This is a genomic window from Streptococcus sanguinis, from assembly GCF_013343115.1.
GTDB lineage: Bacteria > Bacillota > Bacilli > Lactobacillales > Streptococcaceae > Streptococcus > Streptococcus sanguinis_H.
On the sequence record NZ_CP054570.1, the window covers coordinates 1,243,663 to 1,263,696 of the forward strand.

The 20,034-nt window shown below is 44.2% G+C and carries 17 protein-coding genes; 6 read left to right on the plus strand and 11 right to left on the minus strand.

Going from position 1 to position 20,034, the window contains the following annotated elements; all coding sequences use genetic code 11:
• Positions 1–10: 10 nt before the first annotated feature.
• The 5 genes from FOC72_RS05970 to FOC72_RS05990 all read right to left on the minus strand — a co-directional run bounded on the left by FOC72_RS05970 (position 11) and on the right by FOC72_RS05990 (position 6,203).
• Positions 11–577 carry an HAD-IA family hydrolase gene (locus tag FOC72_RS05970; RefSeq protein WP_032914317.1) on the minus strand — a complete coding sequence of 189 codons (567 nt, stop codon included), beginning with the start codon at positions 575–577 and terminating at the stop codon, positions 11–13.
• Between the two features lie 235 nt (positions 578–812).
• Entirely contained in the window at positions 813–1,361 is a 549-nt protein-coding gene (locus FOC72_RS05975; RefSeq protein ID WP_002895873.1) for a DJ-1 family glyoxalase III, read from the minus strand.
• 72 nt (positions 1,362–1,433) lie between these two features.
• Positions 1,434–2,666 (minus strand): FtsW/RodA/SpoVE family cell cycle protein, encoded by a 1,233-nt coding sequence (locus FOC72_RS05980; protein WP_002895877.1) that lies wholly within the window; start codon positions 2,664–2,666, stop codon positions 1,434–1,436.
• A gap of 12 nt (positions 2,667–2,678) precedes the next feature.
• Positions 2,679–3,659, minus strand: coding sequence for a YeiH family protein (locus tag FOC72_RS05985; RefSeq protein WP_002895880.1), 981 nt, complete (start codon positions 3,657–3,659; stop codon positions 2,679–2,681).
• A gap of 99 nt (positions 3,660–3,758) precedes the next feature.
• Positions 3,759–6,203 (minus strand): bifunctional DnaQ family exonuclease/ATP-dependent helicase, encoded by a 2,445-nt coding sequence (locus FOC72_RS05990; protein ID WP_002895885.1) that lies wholly within the window; start codon positions 6,201–6,203, stop codon positions 3,759–3,761.
• A gap of 135 nt (positions 6,204–6,338) precedes the next feature.
• Here FOC72_RS05990 and FOC72_RS05995 point away from each other — a divergent pair, with 135 nt between their 5' ends.
• Positions 6,339–6,977 carry an MBL fold metallo-hydrolase gene (locus FOC72_RS05995; protein WP_002895886.1) on the plus strand — a complete coding sequence of 213 codons (639 nt, stop codon included), beginning with the start codon at positions 6,339–6,341 and terminating at the stop codon, positions 6,975–6,977.
• 68 nt (positions 6,978–7,045) lie between these two features.
• Here FOC72_RS05995 and ftsX read toward each other — a convergent pair whose 3' ends face one another.
• The 3 genes from ftsX to prfB all read right to left on the minus strand — a co-directional run bounded on the left by ftsX (position 7,046) and on the right by prfB (position 9,797).
• Complete coding sequence (gene ftsX / locus FOC72_RS06000) at positions 7,046–7,972, minus strand: permease-like cell division protein FtsX (protein WP_002895888.1); 927 nt, start codon at positions 7,970–7,972, stop codon at positions 7,046–7,048.
• Positions 7,965–8,657: a cell division ATP-binding protein FtsE gene (ftsE, locus tag FOC72_RS06005; protein ID WP_002895890.1), complete on the minus strand. Its 693-nt coding sequence runs from the start codon at positions 8,655–8,657 to the stop codon at positions 7,965–7,967. Before ftsE ends, ftsX begins: the two co-directional genes overlap by 8 nt.
• Positions 8,658–8,701: 44 nt before the next feature.
• Positions 8,702–9,797 (minus strand): peptide chain release factor 2 gene (gene prfB, locus FOC72_RS06010; protein ID WP_097677707.1). Its coding sequence is split into 2 segments (ribosomal slippage): positions 8,702–9,724 and positions 9,726–9,797, totalling 1,095 coding nucleotides; the frame shifts between segments, so codons are not numbered across the junction.
• A gap of 310 nt (positions 9,798–10,107) precedes the next feature.
• Here prfB and FOC72_RS06015 point away from each other — a divergent pair.
• Complete coding sequence (locus tag FOC72_RS06015) at positions 10,108–10,968, plus strand: metallophosphoesterase (protein WP_002895894.1); 861 nt, start codon at positions 10,108–10,110, stop codon at positions 10,966–10,968.
• Here the strand turns inward: FOC72_RS06015 and FOC72_RS06020 are convergent.
• From FOC72_RS06020 to FOC72_RS06030, 3 genes are all read right to left on the minus strand, one after another.
• A complete protein-coding gene (locus FOC72_RS06020) occupies positions 10,962–11,753 on the minus strand; it encodes a DUF2785 domain-containing protein (RefSeq protein WP_002895895.1) in 792 nt (263 codons plus the stop codon). The genes FOC72_RS06015 and FOC72_RS06020 overlap by 7 nt on opposite strands.
• A gap of 88 nt (positions 11,754–11,841) precedes the next feature.
• Positions 11,842–14,538: a cation-translocating P-type ATPase gene (locus tag FOC72_RS06025; RefSeq protein WP_032914189.1), complete on the minus strand. Its 2,697-nt coding sequence runs from the start codon at positions 14,536–14,538 to the stop codon at positions 11,842–11,844.
• Between the two features lie 285 nt (positions 14,539–14,823).
• Entirely contained in the window at positions 14,824–15,210 is a 387-nt protein-coding gene (locus tag FOC72_RS06030) for a YwiB family protein (RefSeq protein WP_032913111.1), read from the minus strand.
• A gap of 115 nt (positions 15,211–15,325) precedes the next feature.
• On the opposite strand from FOC72_RS06030, the gene FOC72_RS06035 reads away from it, so the two are divergent.
• The 4 genes from FOC72_RS06035 to FOC72_RS06050 are packed head-to-tail and all read left to right on the plus strand — an operon-like array spanning position 15,326 to position 19,902.
• Positions 15,326–16,627 (plus strand): HD domain-containing protein, encoded by a 1,302-nt coding sequence (locus FOC72_RS06035; protein ID WP_002895900.1) that lies wholly within the window; start codon positions 15,326–15,328, stop codon positions 16,625–16,627.
• A gap of 1 nt (position 16,628) precedes the next feature.
• On the plus strand, positions 16,629–17,438 hold the full coding sequence (yidA, locus tag FOC72_RS06040) for a sugar-phosphatase (protein WP_032914191.1): 810 nt from the start codon (positions 16,629–16,631) through the stop codon (positions 17,436–17,438).
• Positions 17,438–18,652 carry an aminoacyltransferase gene (locus FOC72_RS06045; RefSeq protein WP_002895903.1) on the plus strand — a complete coding sequence of 405 codons (1,215 nt, stop codon included), beginning with the start codon at positions 17,438–17,440 and terminating at the stop codon, positions 18,650–18,652. The genes yidA and FOC72_RS06045 overlap by 1 nt, the downstream gene beginning before the upstream one ends.
• A 14-nt stretch (positions 18,653–18,666) precedes the next feature.
• Positions 18,667–19,902: an aminoacyltransferase gene (locus tag FOC72_RS06050; RefSeq protein WP_002895904.1), complete on the plus strand. Its 1,236-nt coding sequence runs from the start codon at positions 18,667–18,669 to the stop codon at positions 19,900–19,902.
• Positions 19,903–20,034 lie beyond the last annotated feature (132 nt).

A 20,034-nucleotide genomic window follows, 5' to 3' on the forward strand; every position in this document is an offset into this window, starting at 1 on the left:
TGTTCCTTTTCTAATCAATATCTATAAATTCTTCAAGATGCTGCATATTATCAAAGAGATAGGTGTCAAAGCCAGCTGCCTGCCCTGCTTCAATATCCAGCGGACGGTCACCAATGACCAAGCCAGAGGCAATCTGATACTTGTCTTTTAGATAGAGCATGGAGTCTGGAGAGGGTTTCCTCGGAAAGCCATTCGCCGATGTCACCACTTCTGTAAATGCTGATGCAATGGCCGTTTTCTCCAAGATTTCCAGCACTTGGTTGTCCCGGTGGGAGACCAGAAAGTTCCGACCCCCCTTGGCCACAATCCGCCTAAGCAAGTCTGCCGCGCCGTCAAATAAGACAGGGTGAGTCAACTCTTCTGCTTCATTGGCCTTATAAAACTTTAAAAAGTCTTTTTCTTGGGGAGCAAACTGCTGGACTGCATAGTCCGTAGACACCTTGAGGGCCTTATAAACTTCGTCGTGACCAGCTTGCAGACCAAACTCTTTCAAGGTTTGAACAAAAGCTGCTGTCGAAGTTTCATAATTATCCAAGAGTGTTCCACCTAAATCCCAGATGTAATCTTGATAATTCATACCTTTCATTATACCATAATTTTCATGAAAAAGGGGCTAATATTTGCCCGAATCCAGCACTTTTCCGACTTTTTTCAAGCCTTTTTCTAAACAAAATATCTCAAAGAATCCAAAATTTAAAAATGGCTGCTGGTTTCGTCCTTTTCAACAGCTCTAAACCCGTTCCATATAGAGGACGGCAAAGAATCATAAGGGTTCAAAAAAGCTGGGACATAGTTTGAGTCCCAGCCTATTTTTAATTTCCAAATACATCTGTATAAAGCATAGCATCAGCCAACTGGTCAGCGTCTCCGCCCAACTGGCGAACCAGCTCATAGGCGAAAGCCAAGGCAGTTGATGGACCACGGCTAGTAATCAGCTTCCCATCAACAAGAACTGTTTCTTTACGGTAAGTTCCATTTTTAATATTGTCTTGCGCACCATCATAGCAAGTGAAATACTTACCAGTCAAGACACCTGCGCGGTCAAGAGCAATGGGGGCGGCACAGATGGCAGCGATGAATTTATCCGCCTGCTGAAAGTCCTGCAAAAGCTGCATCAGGCGGTCATCGTCACGAAGATTGGCCGATCCTGGCATCCCCCCTGGCAAAATGACCATATCGTAGTCATCCAGTCGCCCCTTCCAGACCTGATCCGCTTGAACAGTGATGGCGTGAGAGCCAGTCACTGATTCAGCAAAACCAATCATATCACAGACAAGACCTGCACGGCGCAAGACATCCACAACTGTCAAGGCCTCGATTTCTTCAAAGCCGGGAGCTAAGAGTAAAGCTGCTTTTTTCATGAAAATATCCTTTCTGAGATGAGCCAGTCACAAAATCCCATCTGATTTGTGAGTCAAAAACTTGCTATCTGTTTATTTTAATTTCTTCAGTACGACTTTTTTGCGGACAGCAGGAATTCGCTCCTTCTTTTCATCCGTCAGGCTGTTCTGATAGGAGACGGACAGCAGGAGACCGACTCCGATAAGATTACTAATAATGGAAGAGCCCCCCTGTGAGATAAAGGGCAGCGGAATCCCTGTCAGAGGCAGAATTCCTGTCACCGCTCCAATATTTTCAAAAATATGGAAGAGCAGCATCATGATAAAGCCAGTTGAGATGTAGGTATAAAACTGATTGTTGGATTTAATCGTAATCTTGAGCATGCGATAAATCAGCAGTAAATAGAGCATGATAACCAAGGTTGAACCTAAGAAACCAAAATCTTCTGCAATAACGGTGAAAATCATATCGCTTTCCCGAACAGGCACCAAGAGATTGGAAACATTAAAGCCTTGGCCAGTCAGACCACCACTTCCGACAGCGATTTGTCCCTGTGCTTGCTGGAAAGTGGTCGTCTGAGCGTAATCAAAAGGATGAAGCCAAGCCAAAATCCGATTGATTTGGTAGGTCGGCATGCCTAGATTATGCAGAAAGGCACGACCGCCATCAGAAATAAAGATAAAGAGAAATCCTCCCAACAACAAGACTCCCGTCAGAAAGACCGGCAGGATAATCTTCCAAGAAACACCTGACAGTAGAACGATGCCACCGTATATAGCAACAAAAACCAGAGCCGTCCCCAAATCACTTTGGAGAGTTAACAGAACCAGAACAGGCACTGTGTAGAGCCCAAGCTTCAGAATCAGAAAAAAGTCTAAAGCCAAGGTTCGCTCATCCTGCTTGTGCTGCTGGAGAAAATGGACCACCAGCCGCGACAGCATGAGAATATATGAAATCTTCATGAACTCCGAGGGCTGAAAGAGGGTCACACCACGAATAGCAATCCAGTTTTTGGCACCAGTAGAGGCTACCAGAGATTCACTGTAAAAAATCAGTGGTAAGACCATGAGGCCAAGACCAAAAACATAGAGATAAGGCGTAATTTTCCAGAGAAACTTGGTGTTAAAAAACATGAGGATAAAGCTGAGCAAGAAGCCCACCGCAATCCAGGCAATCTGCTGACCAACCATGGGCCAGGCATTGTCAGGATAATCATGACTAACAGCAATGTAAATAGCCACAACACCGATTGAGAGCAGCATCAAAACAGGCAAAATTAAACTATAATCAATCCGAGACTCAAACGTCCGTCTTTGATAGGGCATAGTCCCTCCTTTTTAGAAAAAATACTGGATAATCAAGCTAGAAACAGCGACGCAAAACCAAGCAAAGGCACCAGTCAGCAAAGGCGCTGCTCCTGCTTGCTTAAACTGCTTAAAGGAAACCTTTGCGCCAATAGCTGCCAAGGCCATAGCCATCAGCCACTGAGAAATGAATTTTGTATAAGGGATGACAGCAGCAGGTAGAAATCCAAGACTGCTGATAAGTGAAGCTAGGACAAACCAAGCTATAAACCAAGGAAAAATCTGTTTCAAGTTTGTCTTTTGTGACGACTTCTTAGACTTGATATAGCGATAAGCTGCGAAGAGCAAGCAGGCCGGTACAATCATCAGGGCCCGACTAAGCTTAACAATGGTCGCCAAGTCTCCAGCTGACGAGCTATATGTATAGCCTGCTGCCACTACTGACGAAGTATCATTGATGGCTGTTCCAGCCCAAGTCCCGAAAAATGCATCCGACATCTGCAGCAAATGCCCTAAAAAAGGGAAAATGAATACTGCTAAAATATTGAAAAAGAAAATAGTGGAGATAGACAGAGCGATTTCCTCTTCATCAGCTTCCAAGATTGGTGAAGCAGCCGCTATGGCAGAGCCACCGCAGATGGCTGTTCCAAAACCAATTAAAATAGTCAAGACACGATTCATCTTAAAGAAACGGCCAGCCAGATAGGCTGCCAGAAAGGCTATCAGAATCGTAATAAGACTGATACGAAGAGAAGAAATCCCTGTCTCAGAAACCTGACCAATGGACATGGAAAATCCCAAAAAGATGATGGAATACTGCAGCAATTTCTTCCCCGAATAGCTGAGTCCTTCCTGAAAAGCAGCCGGTAGCTTCATGCTGTTGTTCAAAACAATCCCAAAGACAATAGCCAAAACACTAGAGCCTATCAAGGGAAGCAAGCCGCCTAAAAAGATAGAAACAGCTGCTATGCCAAAGGATAACAGAATTCCTGGTAAATATTTTTTCACGAACACCCCTTCTTTCCTATGCCTCTCATTATAACAAATTTTGTCCCAAAAATCTGAATGAACCTAAAAAATCAGCCAATAAAAATCAGCTGATTTCAGATAGTTTCAGTCAAAAAAGGCTTGTAATTCCTGCATAATGGCTGCCTCTGGCAGAATATCTAAAGAAGCCAATTGTGATAGATGATGCTGAATCTGCTTGCCATAGCGTTTACTAGAAATGCGATTGTCCAAAAGAATAACAGCTGACTTCTGATGCTCATTGCGACGGGTTCGACCAATAGCCTGCTTAAGCCGTAAGATGGCAAGAGGCAGTTGATAATCATAAAAGGCATTCTTACCTTCCGCTTTCAAGCGGCTGTTAATCTTCTGTACAAAGAAATCCTTGGGATTGTCAAATGGAATCCGAGTGATCAACTGAATAATCTGATCTTGCTCAGCAAAATCAGCCCCCTCCCAGAAGCTGCCAGAGCCCAAAAGGATACCTGCCTCTCCTCTATCAAAACGCCGCTTGATATTGCCGGCATCGCCATTTTTATATTGGGCCAAATGCGGCAAAGCCAGCAAGTCCGAAACAGTTAAAAGCAAGTCTTTAGAGGTGAAGAGGACGACGATAGGCAGACCGAGTTCCGTCACTTCTCGCAAGCAAGCAACAATCTCTCGAGCAAAATCCTCAGTTGACAAATCCACTACTGCTGGAAAACTTTCATCTAAAAAGAGCTTCTGCAGTGGCTTCTTCTTGCTTTTCAGCTTGTAAAAATGATAACTTTCAAAGCCTAGCAACTGCGCCAGATTGACCTTTGAGCTGATTTCCAGAGTAGACGAAACCAAGATAACCTTGGCCCTTTCAGGCAAAAAGTCTGTAAAATGCAGCAATTCTGAACGGCCAGCATGCAGAGTCATCAAGCGATGATCTGCCAAAACTTCATCAACCAACCAATAATACTGGTATTTGCCACTGAACAAGTGCTGCAGCTCAGGCAATGAACTTGTCTTTAACTCGGACACATCCTGAAGAAGTCGGGAAATCTTTTCCGGACTTAGCTCTGATGCTTTCTTGCGATGCTTCTCTGCGGCATCAGCCAGCTCAAACTGAATGCTTTGCAAAAGCCGTTGCTGCAGAAGTTTCCCTTCTTCCTGAAGGAGATGATTTATCTGCTGCAGCGTTTTAGTTAGATTTATACTGGACTGAGAGAAGCTTTCCAAGGCGAAAAACATCTTCTGAGCTTCATCAACTACTAGAATACGATTGTCCAGCAAAGACTGGTCATCCTCTAAACGCGTCAGCAGGTATGCATGATTGGTAACCACGACTCGACTAGTAGCTGACTTGACCTGTCCCAACCGCCAAAAATCTTCCTCATAAAAAAGAGAATGTTTGCTTAGCTTGCCATCATGACGGATTTCATTAAAGTAGCTTGAGAAGCGATGAGCCTGTCCGATTTCATTCAAATCACCCGTTTTGGTTTCTGTCAGCCAAACCAAGAGTTGCAGTTTGCAGCGATTAACCAAACGGTTGTCATATTCCCTGTCCAGTGTCTGATAGAAATGGTCCAGCTTGAGATAATTCTCCGGACTCTTGAGACTGTGAAAGGAAATACCAAATACTTCCTCCAACAATCGCCCTTCCTTTTGCAGCAGCTGGTCCTGCAGGATCTTAGTCGGAACCGTCACTAGTACTTTTTCTTGACCTCTAGATAGAATAGGCAGCAAGTAGCCAAAAGTCTTGCCCAAGCCTGTCTGCGCCTCTAAAAAACTAGGCTCCTGCTGGTCCAGAGCTTCCTCCATAAAACGAGCAAATTTGAGCTGTTCAGACCGCTCTTCTAAGCCTAGCAGGTATAGATTGGTGAGGAAATCCTGCGACAGCTTCTTTTCCGAAGTCAGCTTTTGGGAACGTCGCAGGAAAATACCATGCCAGGATTGCAGTTCCTTATCTTGCTGATCCGGCATCGTCTGATAAACTTCCTCGATAGCCAAGCGCGACTCATAGATAATGCTGTCAGCCAAAGTTAGCATTTTCTCAACCAAGGCCTTGGGTAGGCTCTTGATTTTGTCTTGTATTTTTAAAAATAGCTGAGCCGTTGCTTGAGCATCTGCCAGCGCAGTATGGGCGTTTTCTAAAGAAATATCCAGCAAATTACAGAGATTACCCAAGGAATATTTATCAAAGGTAGGGTAAAAGACCTGAGCCAACTCTACCGTGTCCACACGCGGTGTCAGCAAGTCAAACCCTTCCCAGAAAAGGGCCTCCGCTAGTAGATTGGCATCAAACTTGACATTATGAGCGACAAAAATCGCATCCTGAATCAGCTCATATACCTCAGCTGCTACCTGAGAAAACTCCGGGGCTCGGCCAAGCCGCTCATCATTCAATCCCGTCAGCTCTTTGATATGCTCATCCAGTTCCTCATGAGGATTGACATCTGTTTCATAAGTCTTGGTGATGATTCCATTCTCAATCAGAACAATGCCAATCTGAATAATCTTTGCATTGCTGCCCGTTCCTGTAGCCTCCAAGTCCACAACGGCATACTTATAATCATTTTGTGTCATACTGCTATGATTATATCATAAAAGCCATTCTGAGACATCTGAAAATTTTCAGCCCTAGCCTAGAAAGCAATTCTGTGCAAAAAATTTTCTTTTCTGTTACACTCAATAGCAGAATACATTTTCCGAGGAAATCAAATGAAGATTCATAAAATTATCAACCTTGTTGCATTTGAAAACACCTATATCTTAGAAAATAATCAAGGCCTCCTAATCGTCGATCCTGGCAGTGACTGGAAAAAGATTGAACGCAAGCTGGAGGAACTCGCCAAGCCTGTGATTGCTATACTCTTGACCCATACCCATTATGACCACATTATGAGTTTAGAAAAGGTCCGGGAGCACTATGCTGCCCCACCTGTCTATGTGGCTGAGAGTGAAAGCAGCTGGCTCTACACACCGACAGATAACCTATCTGGTCTGGCGCGCCATGCCGATATGGATGATATTATCTGTCGACCAGCAGAGGAGTTTTTCTCCTACGAGACAGACTATGATCTTGGAGGCTTTCACTTCTATGTGCTTGCAACACCCGGCCACTCCATCGGAGGTGTCTCTCTAGTCTTTCCAGATGACCGCCTTGTTTTGACAGGTGATGCCCTCTTTCGGGAAAGCATCGGACGAACGGATCTGCCGACTGGAAACATGGAGCAATTATTGACGTCTATTCGTGAGAAACTTCTGGTATTGCCCAAAGACTACGCTGTTTATCCTGGTCATGGTCATGATACCACTATTTCACATGAAAAAATCTTTAATCCATTTTTAGCTCAGTAGCCATTTAAGCAATACCTATAACAAAAACAGAGTTTGAAATTCTTCAAACTCTGTTTTTTTATGATTTGTTAAATCTTCAAGAAGCGTCTCATAGAGATGATAGACCCCAATGATCCGATAAGAATTCCCAACACAAAGAGTGCTGCTATCATAATCGGACTAAAGAGTTTTGGATCAATCATAGAAAGTCCTTGACCTACCAAGCTCTTATTCATAGTCTGGTAGGCTATACCATATGTCAAATAAACTACAAGTGACGGAACTGTTGCTCCTAACAAGCCAATCCATGCTCCCTCAAACAGGAATGGTCCGCGGATATAGCTATTCTTGGCACCAACCAAGCGCATGATTTGAATCTCGCGACTTCGGGAAATAATGGTAATCCGAATAGTATTGGAAATGAGAAGGATAGCAATGAAAATCAGAAGCGCTGTCCCAATCAATCCCCATGTTTGGATGAAATTAGAAAACGCAAAGAGATTTTTGGTATTGGTACCCCCATTTTGAACCTCTGAAACACCATCAATCTTACGAGCATCTTTTGTAACAGATTCTACATACTTAGGTGCCTTGGTCTCAACAATATAAGCATCGTAAAGAGGATTATTTTCTTCATCAAAAACATCCCACTCACTACCCATGGTCTCTGTTAGCTTATTATACTGCTCTTGCTTACTAGAAAAAGTAACCTTCTCTACATTTTTCATAGAAGTCAGAGCATCATAGACCTTGTGATAGTCTTCATTCTGAACTGTTTGACCTTCTTTTACAATCGTTTCGCTATTATCGAAAACATCCTTACGCATGTATACCATGACGCGGACATTATTGGAAATATCATTTGCCAACTTGGCTGTATTTAAAATTACTGAAGCAAAAACAGCCACTAAGCTCAAGGTAATCATAACCGAGCTGACAGCCGCTACAGTCATCCAACCATTCCGCGTAAGACTCTTAAGCGACTCAATCAAATGACGAAAAAATCTTCTAATCATCGTATCCGTATTCTCCTTCCGCTTCATCACGTACCACACGGCCATTTTCAATAGCAATAACGCGGTGACGCAGAGTATTTACAATCTGGCTGTTGTGGGTTGCCATCAGGACAGTTGTTCCCTGAAGGTTAATCCGCTCCAGCAGGTTCATAATCTCCCAAGAATTATCTGGGTCCAAGTTTCCTGTCGGCTCATCCGCAATCAGGACTTTAGGGTTGTTAGCAATAGCACGCGCAATGGCAATCCGCTGCTGCTCACCACCGGAAAGCTCATTAGGGAATGAGCGGACCTTATGCTTAAGACCAACCAGATCCAGCACTTCCATAACCCGCTTTTTAATATTGCGGCGGCGTTCACCGATAACTTCCATGGCGTAGGCAATATTCTCATACACTGTCTTTTTAGGAAGAAGTTTATAGTCCTGAAAGACGACTCCAACCTGACGGCGCAGCATTGGAACATCTCGCTTCTTAATCTTAGCTAAGTCAAAATCAGCTACTTTCAGACTTCCCTTATCCAGCTTTATCTCCCGGTAAAGCAAACGAATAAAAGTTGACTTCCCCGCTCCTGAAGGACCTACAATATAGGCAAACTCCCCAGGTTCTACGTTAATAGACACACTACGCAAGGCAGTGGTCCCGTTGCCATACTTCTTGACAACATCTTTCATTTCAATTATTGACATCTATTGAAATTTCCTTTCAATCTAATTCTAATCTCTTACATTTCCTAGTTCAAACGCCATTTCAAATAAGCGTCGATGAAACCATCCAAATCTCCATCCATCACCTTGTCCACCTGTGCTACTTCGTAACTGGTCCGATGGTCTTTGACCATAGTATAAGGCGTAAAGACATAGGAGCGGATTTGGCTGCCCCAGGAAATCTCCTTCTTATCTCCCTTGAGTGAGTCGACTTCGGCTGCTTGTTTCTCTTGCTCTAGCTGATAAAGCTTAGCCTGTAGCATCTTCATCGCCCGATCGCGGTTTCCATACTGAGTCCGGTCAACGGTAGACTGCACCACAATTCCCGTAGGAATATGGGTCAGTCGCACACCAGTAGAAACTTTATTGACGTTCTGTCCGCCGGCTCCTCCCGAACGGAAAGTGTCCATCTTAATATCGTCATCGCGAATTTCCACCTCAATGGTGTCATCCAACTCCGGCATGACCTCTACTGAGGTAAAGGAAGTATGACGACGTTTAGCTGAGTCGAATGGCGAAATCCGGACCAAACGGTGGACTCCCATTTCTGACTTGAGCAGACCATAAGCGTGCGGTCCTTCAAATGAAAGTGTCACCGACTTAATGCCTGCTTCATCTCCAGCTTGATAGTCCAAGACCTCAACTTTGAAGCCCTTGGCATTGCCAAAGCGTGTATACATACGCAGCAGCATATCTCCCCAATCCTGGGCCTCTGTACCACCAGAGCCCGGGTGAATTTCAAGGATGGCATTGTTATTATCATAAGGCTCAGATAGGAGCAGGGTCATTTCATAGCTGGTCATCATTTTCTCGAGTTCAGCCAGCTTTTCTTCCAACTCACCCTGAACCGACTCATCTTCAGCCAGAAAATCAAGCAAGATTTCCGATTCATCAAAAAGCTCGGTCATCTGATGGAAATTTTCATAGGTTTGCTTGAGTTCATTCAGCTCTTGAGATGTCTTCTGGGCTGCAATGTTGTCATCCCAAAAGTCGGGTTCTGTCATCTTATTTTCTAAGATGGCAATTTCTTCTTCCAGACCTTCTAAGTCAAAGAGACCCCCTGAAAGAAGCTAATTTTTCACGATTTGCGTCAATCTTTTGACGAATTTCTGAAATGTCCATAAATACCTCTTTTCACATATCGTTTAATTATAACATAAATTAAACAGTTTGCCTAATCTCACATTCAGCAGCTTACATTTTATCGGATTTTCCCTAGCTAGGCAAGACAAGCGACTCCTTGTCACCTAATTGTTAGAAAAGTAATATAATGACATGGGGTTGGAAGAATTATTTCAAGACTTCCTAGACTTCGTCCATGGATAAACGAAATACAAAATTACAAAAATTTATAAGGTGTTCAGATAAAAGGGAGGCACTCTATAGGGCCTTAAGCATTTTCAAGTTTTGAAAAATATGCTAGACTAAAACCATGACAAGAATCGGATTTATGAGCGACCTCCATCTGGATTCCAATCAATTTGGGGATTTTGAGCACCAAGCTCTTCGCCAGCTTTTAAAAGAGGAAGGGATTGGCCACCTACACATCGCAGGGGATTTGTCCAACGACCTGACCAAGATCAGTTTGCCCTTTCTTGAAACTTTGAAGCAAGAGATTCCCCTTTCTTTTAATCTGGGAAACCACGATATGCTGGGCCTCTCTGAGCAAGAAATTAAGGACTATGATTTTCAGGTGCAGCATTTCGGCCAGACCAAGCTCGTCAGCTTTTCTGGCTGGTATGACTACAGCTTTGTTCCAGAAAAAAGCAAAGAAGAACATCTGAGAACCAAGACCAACTTCTGGTTTGACCGCAGATTGGAGCGCCAACTCGACGACCCTAGCATTACAGCTCAGACGCTGCAAGAGTTAGAAAAACTGCTGATGACTTTAGATGGTCCCATTATTGTTGCTCTGCATTTTGTCCCCCATCAAGACTTTCTATACGACCATCCCTATTTCCAGCGCTTCAACGCCTTCCTAGGAAGCCAAGCTTTTCATCGGCTCTTTGTCAAATACGGGGTGAAAGAGGTTGTTTTCGGCCATCTTCATCACCGCCACCAAAGCCGTGTTATCGAAGGTGTCCGCTATCATATGCGTCCTCTGGGCTACATTCGTGAATGGGAACTGACTCGGAATTTTTTCAATGACTTTCCTCAGTATAAGATTCCCCAGATGTACCGCCTGCACAAGCGTTATAATGCTGTTAAAGATTTAGTTGAATTCCGAGACTATAAGAAAAAACACCTGGCAGACGAACTGCGAGATGCTTTAACAGTAATTGAAGTTCAGTAATGGAAATGTTGAATTGCAGCTCTCAGCTCATCTGAGAGTTGTTTTTTGCTGTCCAACTGCACATAGACTTCTAATAAGCAGGAGCGAAAATTGGAAAAAGCAATGAAGTCTTGGTTGCTTTCCAATGGAAAACTCTGTGATTGAAGCCATAGTCTAAGTTCACGCTGCGATAGTTTTTCCTTTAAGACAGCTTGATATAGCACCTGGGATAAGCGCCAATCCTCATCATTTCCGAAACGGACTGAAACTCTTTTAAAAGCTTGATGAATGACCTCTAAAACCTCTGTCATCCTGCTAGAGGGAAAGTCCGGGTGACAAGCCACTTCTGTCAATAAGTCTGCTCCATGAGCGAAGGCATGAACCCAACCGTATTTCCTGGAGTAACCCCTTGTGTCTCTTTCTACTGACAGGTAGGTTAGCCCCTTATCTAGTAAATATTTTCTTCCTTGCACTGATAGAGCCTGATAATACGAAGAGTTTGGATTACCATCACAGTTTAAGAGATTGGCATAAAGTAAAGCCGTGAAGGAACGTGTTAAGGTGGCTTGACCATTTTTATCACTCTTGTAAAAAAGTCCTTGTCTTTTGACTGCTTCTTGAGCCAAGAAACGAAACTGTTCAGCTGAAAACAGGTCATCTTGAAGTCCCCTTGCTAAGGACGAAAAGACTAACTCATCACGGATTGTCGCTTCTGGATGACCAATATGATCCAGTAACCATAAGATTTCTTCCTCATAATATAAAGCAGAAACTTCTTCCAACTTCTTTCGTAAATTTTGATACATACTTTCAACCTCCTTTCGAGTTGCTTTCTTTGAATTTGATTATACCGCCTTGTACGCAAAAAAGCCATCCGCAGATGACTTTTTGCTGTTAAATAGCATTCTTGTCCATACCTAATTTACGTTGGATGAACTTAACAATTTCAACAATGACAATCATGGCAAAGCTACCAATCAGAACTACTGACCATTGTGACAAGTCCAGCTTGGTCACATGGAAAATCTTTTCCAGTGGATCAATTACAATAGTTGAAATCAATAGGATGAAAGAAACCAAGATAGACCAGTTAAAGGTCTTAGACTTGAATGGCCCAACTGTAAAGATAGATTGATAAACAGATTTTACATTGTAAGCATGGAAGAGCTGGATGAGACCAAGCGTTGCAAAGGCCATTGTCAGAGCGTCCGCATGGATAGCCTTGATATCACCGACATGGACGGGATTAGAGATAGCATAACCATGAACCGCCAGAACCAAAGCCCCTTGCAGGACACCCTGATAGATGATAGAGCTCATCACTCCACCTGAGAAGAAGCTAGACTTACGGCCGCGAGGCTTATGACTCATGACACCTGGCTCAGCAGGTTCAACCCCCAGAGCAATGGCAGGGAAGGTATCCGTTACTAGGTTAATCCAAAGCAGATGAACTGGCTGCAGCACATCCCAACCAAAGAGGGTTGCTAAGAAAATAGTCAGCACCTCAGCTGTATTAGCTGAAAGGAGATACTGGATGGTCTTTTGAATATTAGAGAAGACCTTACGTCCTTCTTCCACGGCTACAATGATGGTCGCAAAGTTATCATCTGCCAGAATCATATCAGAGGCACCCTTAGATACTTCTGTACCTGTAATACCCATACCGATACCGATATCAGCTGTCTTCAGAGCTGGTGCATCATTAACACCATCACCTGTCATGGCTACGACCTTACCTTGGTTTTGCCATGCTTTGACAATCCGAACCTTATGCTCAGGAGAAACTCGGGCATAGACAGAGTATTGGCCAACAACCTTTTCGAATTCTGCATCAGAAAGCTCATTGAGCTCTGCACCAGTCAGGACATGGTCTTCAGTATCTCCCTCTTCGATGATACCCAAGCGCTTAGCGATAGCTTCAGCTGTATCCTGATGGTCACCAGTAATCATAATCGGACGAATACCTGCTTCCTTGGCTACACGAACAGCTTCTGCTGCTTCTGCACGTTCTGGGTCAATCATACCGATTAAACCAGTAAAGATTAAATCATTTTCTAGATTTTCAGATGTCAGGTCAGTCGGAACTGCATCAATAATCTTGTAAGCACCAGCCAGCACGCGCAGAGCTTGGTGAGCCATCTCTGAGTTGTTAGACTTAATCAGCTGTGAAGTAGCATCATCAATCGCTGCAACATCTCCAGCCTTATCACGGGCAACACAGCGTTTCAAGAGTTGATCTGGTGCTCCCTTTACTGCCACAAGGAATTTCCCATCTGGCAATGGATGGACAGTAGACATGAGCTTACGGTCTGAATCAAAGGGCAGCTCAGCTACACGAGGATATTTCTCTAAAAAGGCCTTCACATCATAGCCCTTGTCCAAAGCATACTGGATAAAGGCTGTTTCTGTTGGGTCACCAATCAGCTTTCCTTCTTGGTCAATCTTAGTATCATTGGCTAAGACAACTGAACGTAAGAGAGGCAGCTCCAAGCCAAGTTCAATATCTTGTCCAGCTTCATTCAGGACTCCGTCATAAAAGACTTTTTCGACTGTCATCTTATTCATGGTCAGGGTACCAGTCTTATCTGAAGCGATAATCTCAGTTGATCCCAAAGTCTCAACAGCCGGAAGCTTACGGACAATCGAATTCCGCTTAGCCAGAACCTGAGTTCCCAAAGCCAGCACGATGGTAACGATAGCAGGCAGACCTTCAGGGATAGCGGCAACTGCCAAGGCTACAGAGGTCATCAGCTCATCCAGTGGATTTTTCCCTTGAATGAAGACACCAACTACAAAAGTCACTGCAGCAATCACCAAGATAGCATAGGTCAGAACCTTAGACAGGCTATTAAGATTTTGCTTGAGTGGTGTGTCCGTTTCATCCGCATCCTGCAACATACCCGCGATGTGACCGACTTCCGTATACATCCCTGTGTTGACAACCAATCCAACCCCACGACCATAGGTCACATTTGAGTTTTGGAAGGCCATATTGACCCGGTCGCCAATACCAGCATCTGCAGCTACCTCAACAGTCAAATCTTTCTCAACCGGCACAGACTCACCTGTCAGAGCCGCTTCTTCGATTTTCAGTGAATTAGCTTCTAAAAGTCGCATATCTGCTGGGACAACATCACCAGCTTCCAATCTAACGATATCACCAGGTACCAAGTCCTTAGAATCTACTTCTGTGACATGGCCATCGCGCAGGACACGCGCAGCTGGGCTGGACATGGATTTGAGAGCCGCAATCGCTTCTTCAGCCTTGCCTTCCTGATAGACACCAAAGATGGCATTGATGATTACGACAGCTAAGATGATTAAAGCATCTGCAATATCTTCACCACCTGATGTGACAACAGACAAGACAGCTGCTACCAACAAGATGATAATCATCAAATCCTTAAACTGCTCCAAAAACTTCATTAAGAGAGATTTTTTCTCCCCTTCATCCAGTTCATTGCGGCCATAATCAGCTAAACGCTTGGCTGCTTCTTGACTGGACAAACCTTGCTCTGAAGCGTCCAAAGTTTTGAAAATTTCCTCAGGACTCTGAGTGTAAAAAGCTTGGCGCTTTTGTTCTTTTGACAATGTATTCCTCCTCTTGGCCTCTTTTATTTCTGAACTTTTCTGACCACTACGACTTATCATCTCGAGCCGCATCAGTCATATCCAAAAAGTCAGAAACAAAAAAGAGACCTGTTTATTAACAAGTCTCGCTATTTCATACAAGGCCGGAAATTTCTTTCGTATTGACGACCTTGTAACGGTTATTCCGTTAGCTACTCCCTTGAGTTAGAAACTATTATACCAAATTTTCAAGCTTTTGCAAGGGGAAACATTATGATTTTCAAGAGTTTTCTCGTAAAATAGCAGCTAACCCCAGCTAATCTCCATTTCATAGCTAGCAAAAATCTGCTCTCTGTCAACAGTTTTCAGCTGATAATGAAGTTGCAGAACCTGCTGAGTAAAATCAACCTTATAGAAAGAAGTATCGGTCACAAACTGCTGCAAGCCCACAGGTGTATGGATACCAACCAACGCCTGCCCTTGACTGATGAAGCGCATGATGGACTTAGGCTCAGAAAAACGCGTCATAACCAGCTCTTTATCGTGAAACTTCAGAACTACTTTCTCTCCTTCTTCATTTTTGTATAGCAGATAATGAAAGTCTCCTTTTTGCGTCCAGTCCGTATCGTAGACCTGATCGATTAGCTCGGTATGCCCGTCCAGCTGGATGTGATTTTTTATTCTGATTTGCATCTTCATCTCGTTTCTCTTTTTCTTTCCCTATTTTATCAAAAAAAGGATAAAATTGCTCTTCTTTCAGTTGCAGCTTTGATTTTTTTCCTACTATGATTTGTGGTATAATGGTAACATGATTGAAAAAGTATTTCGGGACCCGGTTCATAATTATGTTCATGTGGACCATCAGGTTATTTATGATTTAATCAATACTAAAGAATTTCAACGGCTGCGCCGCATCAAACAGCTGGGTACTTCCGGCTATACATTCCACGGCGGGGAGCACAGCCGTTTTTCGCATTGTCTGGGAGCTTACGAGATTGCTCGGCGCATCACCAAGATTTTCAATGAAAAATACCAATCCAACTGGGACAGCCACGAAAGCCTGCTGACCATGACAGCCGCTCTCCTGCATGACTTGGGGCACGGAGCTTATTCACACACTTTTGAGCGCCTCTTTGATACCAATCACGAGGACATTACGCGGCAAATCATCACCAGTCCTGAAACAGAGATTCATCAGGTACTGGTGCAGGTTTCACCAGATTTTCCAGAAAAGGTAGCTAGCGTTATTAACCATACCTATCCCAATAAGCAGGTGGTCCAGCTGATTTCCAGCCAGATTGATGTGGATCGAATGGACTATCTCTTACGAGACTCCTTTTTCACCGGAGCTTCCTATGGGCAATTTGACTTAACCAGAATTTTACGAGTGATTTGTCCAGTAGAAAACGGCATCGCCTTCAAGCGCAATGGCATGCATGCGGTGGAGGACTATGTAGTCAGCCGCTACCAAATGTATATGCAGGTCTATTTCCACCCAGCTAGCCGTGCTATGGAAGTTCTGCTGCAAAATCTGCTCAAGCGGGCCAAGTTTCTCTATCCAGCTCAGAAGGATTATTTTGCGCTGTCATCGCCCAATCTCATTCCATTCTTTGAAAACAGAGTGACCCTGCAGAATTATCTGGCCTTGGATGATGGTGTTATGAATACCTATTTCCAAGTTTGGATGACTAGTCCAGACAAGATTTTATCTGACTTGGCTCAGCGTTTTATCAACCGCAAGGTCTTTAAGTCTATCGTCTTCTCTCAGGAAAACGAAGCGCATTTGGATATCATGCGAGACCTAGTTGGACAAGTTGGTTTCGACCCTGATTACTATACTGCTATCCATCGTAATTTTGATTTGCCTTATGATTTCTACCGGCCTGACGTTGAAAAACCCCGGACTCAGATAGAAATCCTGCAAAAAGATGGCAGCTTAGCAGAACTTTCCAGTCTGTCTCCTATCGTTCATTCGCTAGCTGGAACCAGACAGGGCGATAATCGCTTCTACTTCCCCAAGGAAATGCTGGCAGAGACCGGACTTTTCAGCGAAAAAAACCAGACTTTTATGCAATATATCAAAAATGACCAATTTACCTACGGAGAATAACATGTCTATTAAATTAGTTGCCGTTGATATTGACGGCACCCTTTTAAATAACCAAAAAGAAATCACTCCTGAAGTCTTCAGCGCTATTCAGGATGCCAAGGCTGCTGGTGTCAAAATCGTTATTGCAACCGGCCGTCCTATTGCAGGTGTTCAAAAGCTTCTTGAGGAGCTAGAACTTAATCAGCCAGACAACTATGTCGTTACCTTCAACGGCGGACTGGTACAGGATACTGTTACAGGTCAAGAATTAATCAAAGAAACACTGACCTATGACGACTATCTGGATATCGAACTGCTCGGGCGAAAATTAGGTGTCCACATGCATGCCATCACCAAGGACGGCATTTATACAGCCAATCGTAACATCGGCAAGTACACTGTTTACGAGTCCAATCTGGTCAGCATGCCTATTTTCTACCGTACACCTGAGGAAATGGCCAATAAAGAAATCGTCAAGTGCATGTTTATTGATGAGCCGGAAATTTTGGACGCGGCCATTGCTAAGCTGCCACCGGAATTAGCTGAAAAATATACACTGGTTAAATCAGCTCCTTTCTATCTGGAAATTGTCAAAAAGACTGTCAATAAAGGGGCTGCTATCCTTCATCTGGCTGAAAAACTTGGCTTAAGCAAGGAGCAGACTATGGCTATCGGTGATGAAGAAAATGACCGCGCCATGCTGGAAGCCGTCGGCTCTCCTGTTGTCATGGAAAACGGCAAGGAAGAACTCAAGAAAATCGCCAAGTATATCACCAAATCAAACGACGAATCCGGCGTAGCACACGCTATTAGAGAGTGGGTTTTAAAATAATGTTTAGTTACAAAATTGGAATTTCAGCTCGGGAACACGACGATTTTGTCACAGCTCATCCCCAGGCCAATCTTCTGCAGAGTTCAGCCTGGGCTCAGATTAAGGATAACTGGGCCAATGAGCGCTTGGGCTTCTATAAAGACGACCGCTTGGTTGCTGCAGCCAGTGTCCTGATCAAGCCACTGCCCTTAGGGATGACCATGCTTTATATTCCGCGCGGTCCCATCATGGACTATGGTGACAAGGAGCTGCTGACCTTTGTTTTGGCCTCGCTCAAGAAATTTGCCAAGGAGAAAAAAGCGCTCTTTGTCAAGTTTGACCCTAGCCTCTTTCTGGCAGAAAGCAAGATGGGTGCTGAATTGCAAGACAATACAGAGACGGTTGAGCTGATTCAACAGTTACAGGAAGCAGGAACTGTCTGGGTCGGACGGACTGAGTCTCTGGACGAAACCATCCAGCCTCGCTTGCAGGCCAATATCCATAAAGAAGATTTCAGCGAGGATCTGCTTTCTAAGAGTACTCGGCAGGCTATTCGCACAGCCCGTAACAAAGGCATCCAAATCCAATTTGGCGGAGCAGAATTACTGGATGACTTTTCAGCCTTGATGAAAAAGACAGAAAACAGAAAAAACATCCACCTGCGTGGAAAAGACTATTACCAAAAACTCTTGGATACTTATCCTGAGCATTCCTATGTCACCTTATCCAGCATTGATCTAAAGGCACGCTTGGAAGACTTACAAACTCAGTTGGCCAAGACACTTAAAGAATCAGAGAAATTTACCGAGAAAACCAAGCCCGGCAAGATTGAGAATAACCAGCAAGAACAGAAACGCCTCCAAGAAGAGATTGACTTTCTGCAGGACAAAATCAGCCAAGGTGCTGCTGTCGTTCCCCTGTCTGGCACACTGGTCTTAGAATATGGCAAGACCTCTGAAAATATCTATGCCGGAATGGACGAGGAGTACCGTCGTTATCAGCCAGCCATCATCACTTGGTATGAAACAGCAAAACATGCTTTTGAGCGCGGAGCAGATTGGCAAAATATGGGCGGAATCGAAAACGATCTCAAGGGCGGTCTCTACAGCTTTAAATCCAAGTTCAATCCGACGATTGAGGAATTTGCTGGTGAGTTTAACCTGCCAACTAATCCTCTTTACCACCTCTCCAATCTAGCCTACACTCTCAGAAAGAAACTGCGCAGCAAGCATTAACAGAAAGGAAGCCTATGACCTTTAAACTTCTCAGCCAAGAAGAATTCATCCAGCATACCTCAGCTAGCTCCCAACGCTCTTTTATGCAGACCGTGGAAATGGCAGAGTTGCTGAGCAAGCGGGGCTTCAGTAGCCAGTATATCGGCTACACTGACCCGCAGGGACAGGTAGTGGTGTCTGCTGTCCTCTACAGTATGCCGATGACTGGCGGCCTCCATATGGAAATCAACTGCGGCCCTGTCTCTACCGATGCTCAATACTTGACTCCCTTCTATCAAGCTTTGCAGGCTTACGCTAAAAAAGAAGGCGCCTTGGAGCTGATCATCAAGCCCTACGAGACTTATCAGACCTTTGACAGCAATGGCCAGCCCACATCTGATGAAAAGGTCGATCTTATCCAGCAACTGACTGATTTGGGCTTTGACTTTGACGGCCTACAGACAGGCTATCCAGGCGGGGAGCCTGATTGGCATTATGTCAAAGATTTAGCTGGTCTGACGGAGAAAGACCTGCTCAAGTCCTTCAGTAAAAACGGCAAGGCGACCGTCAAAAAGGCGAATACCTTTGGTATCAAACTAAAAAGGCTGGAACGCGACCAGCTCAATCTTTTCAAAGACATTACCTCTGCCACTTCTGATCGGCGTGAATACGATGACAAGCCACTGGACTATTACCAAGATTTTTATGACAGCTTTGGTCAACAGGCGGACTTTATGACAGCCAGTCTCAACTTCAAGGACTATCTTCAGAACTTACAAAAAGACCAAGAGAAACTGGGCCAGAAAATTCAGAAACTGCAGGCGGACTTGGAAAACAATCCTCAATCTGAAAAGAAGCAAAATCAGCTGCGAGAACTTTCCAGCCAGTTTGACAGCTTTGAAACCCGCAAAGCTGAAGCCCAAGAACTGATTGACAAGTACGGCGACCAAGACCAGATCCTGGCTGCCAGCCTCTTTATCTACACCCCTCAGGAAGCAACCTACCTCTTCAGCGGCTCCTATCCTGAGTTTAATAAATTCTACGCCCCAGCCCTGCTGCAGGAATACGTTATGACCGAAAGTATCAAGAGAGGCATTCCATTTTATAATTTCCTCGGTATTATGGGAATTTTCGATGGTTCTGACGGTGTTCTGCGCTTCAAACAGAACTTCAACGGCTTCATCGTCCGAAAAATGGGGACTTTCCGTTATTATCCTAACCCTCTCAAATTTAAGCTACTTCAGCTCATAAAGAAAATTCTAAGACGTTAAAAGAGAGTGGGACAGAAATCGGTAATTCGTTAGAATTCGATTTCGTCGTCCCACCTCCGCACAGTTGAGTAGGGCTGTAAAAGCTGATGAAATCAGCGTAGTAGAGCCCACTAAACCACTGCGTCTTGCTTG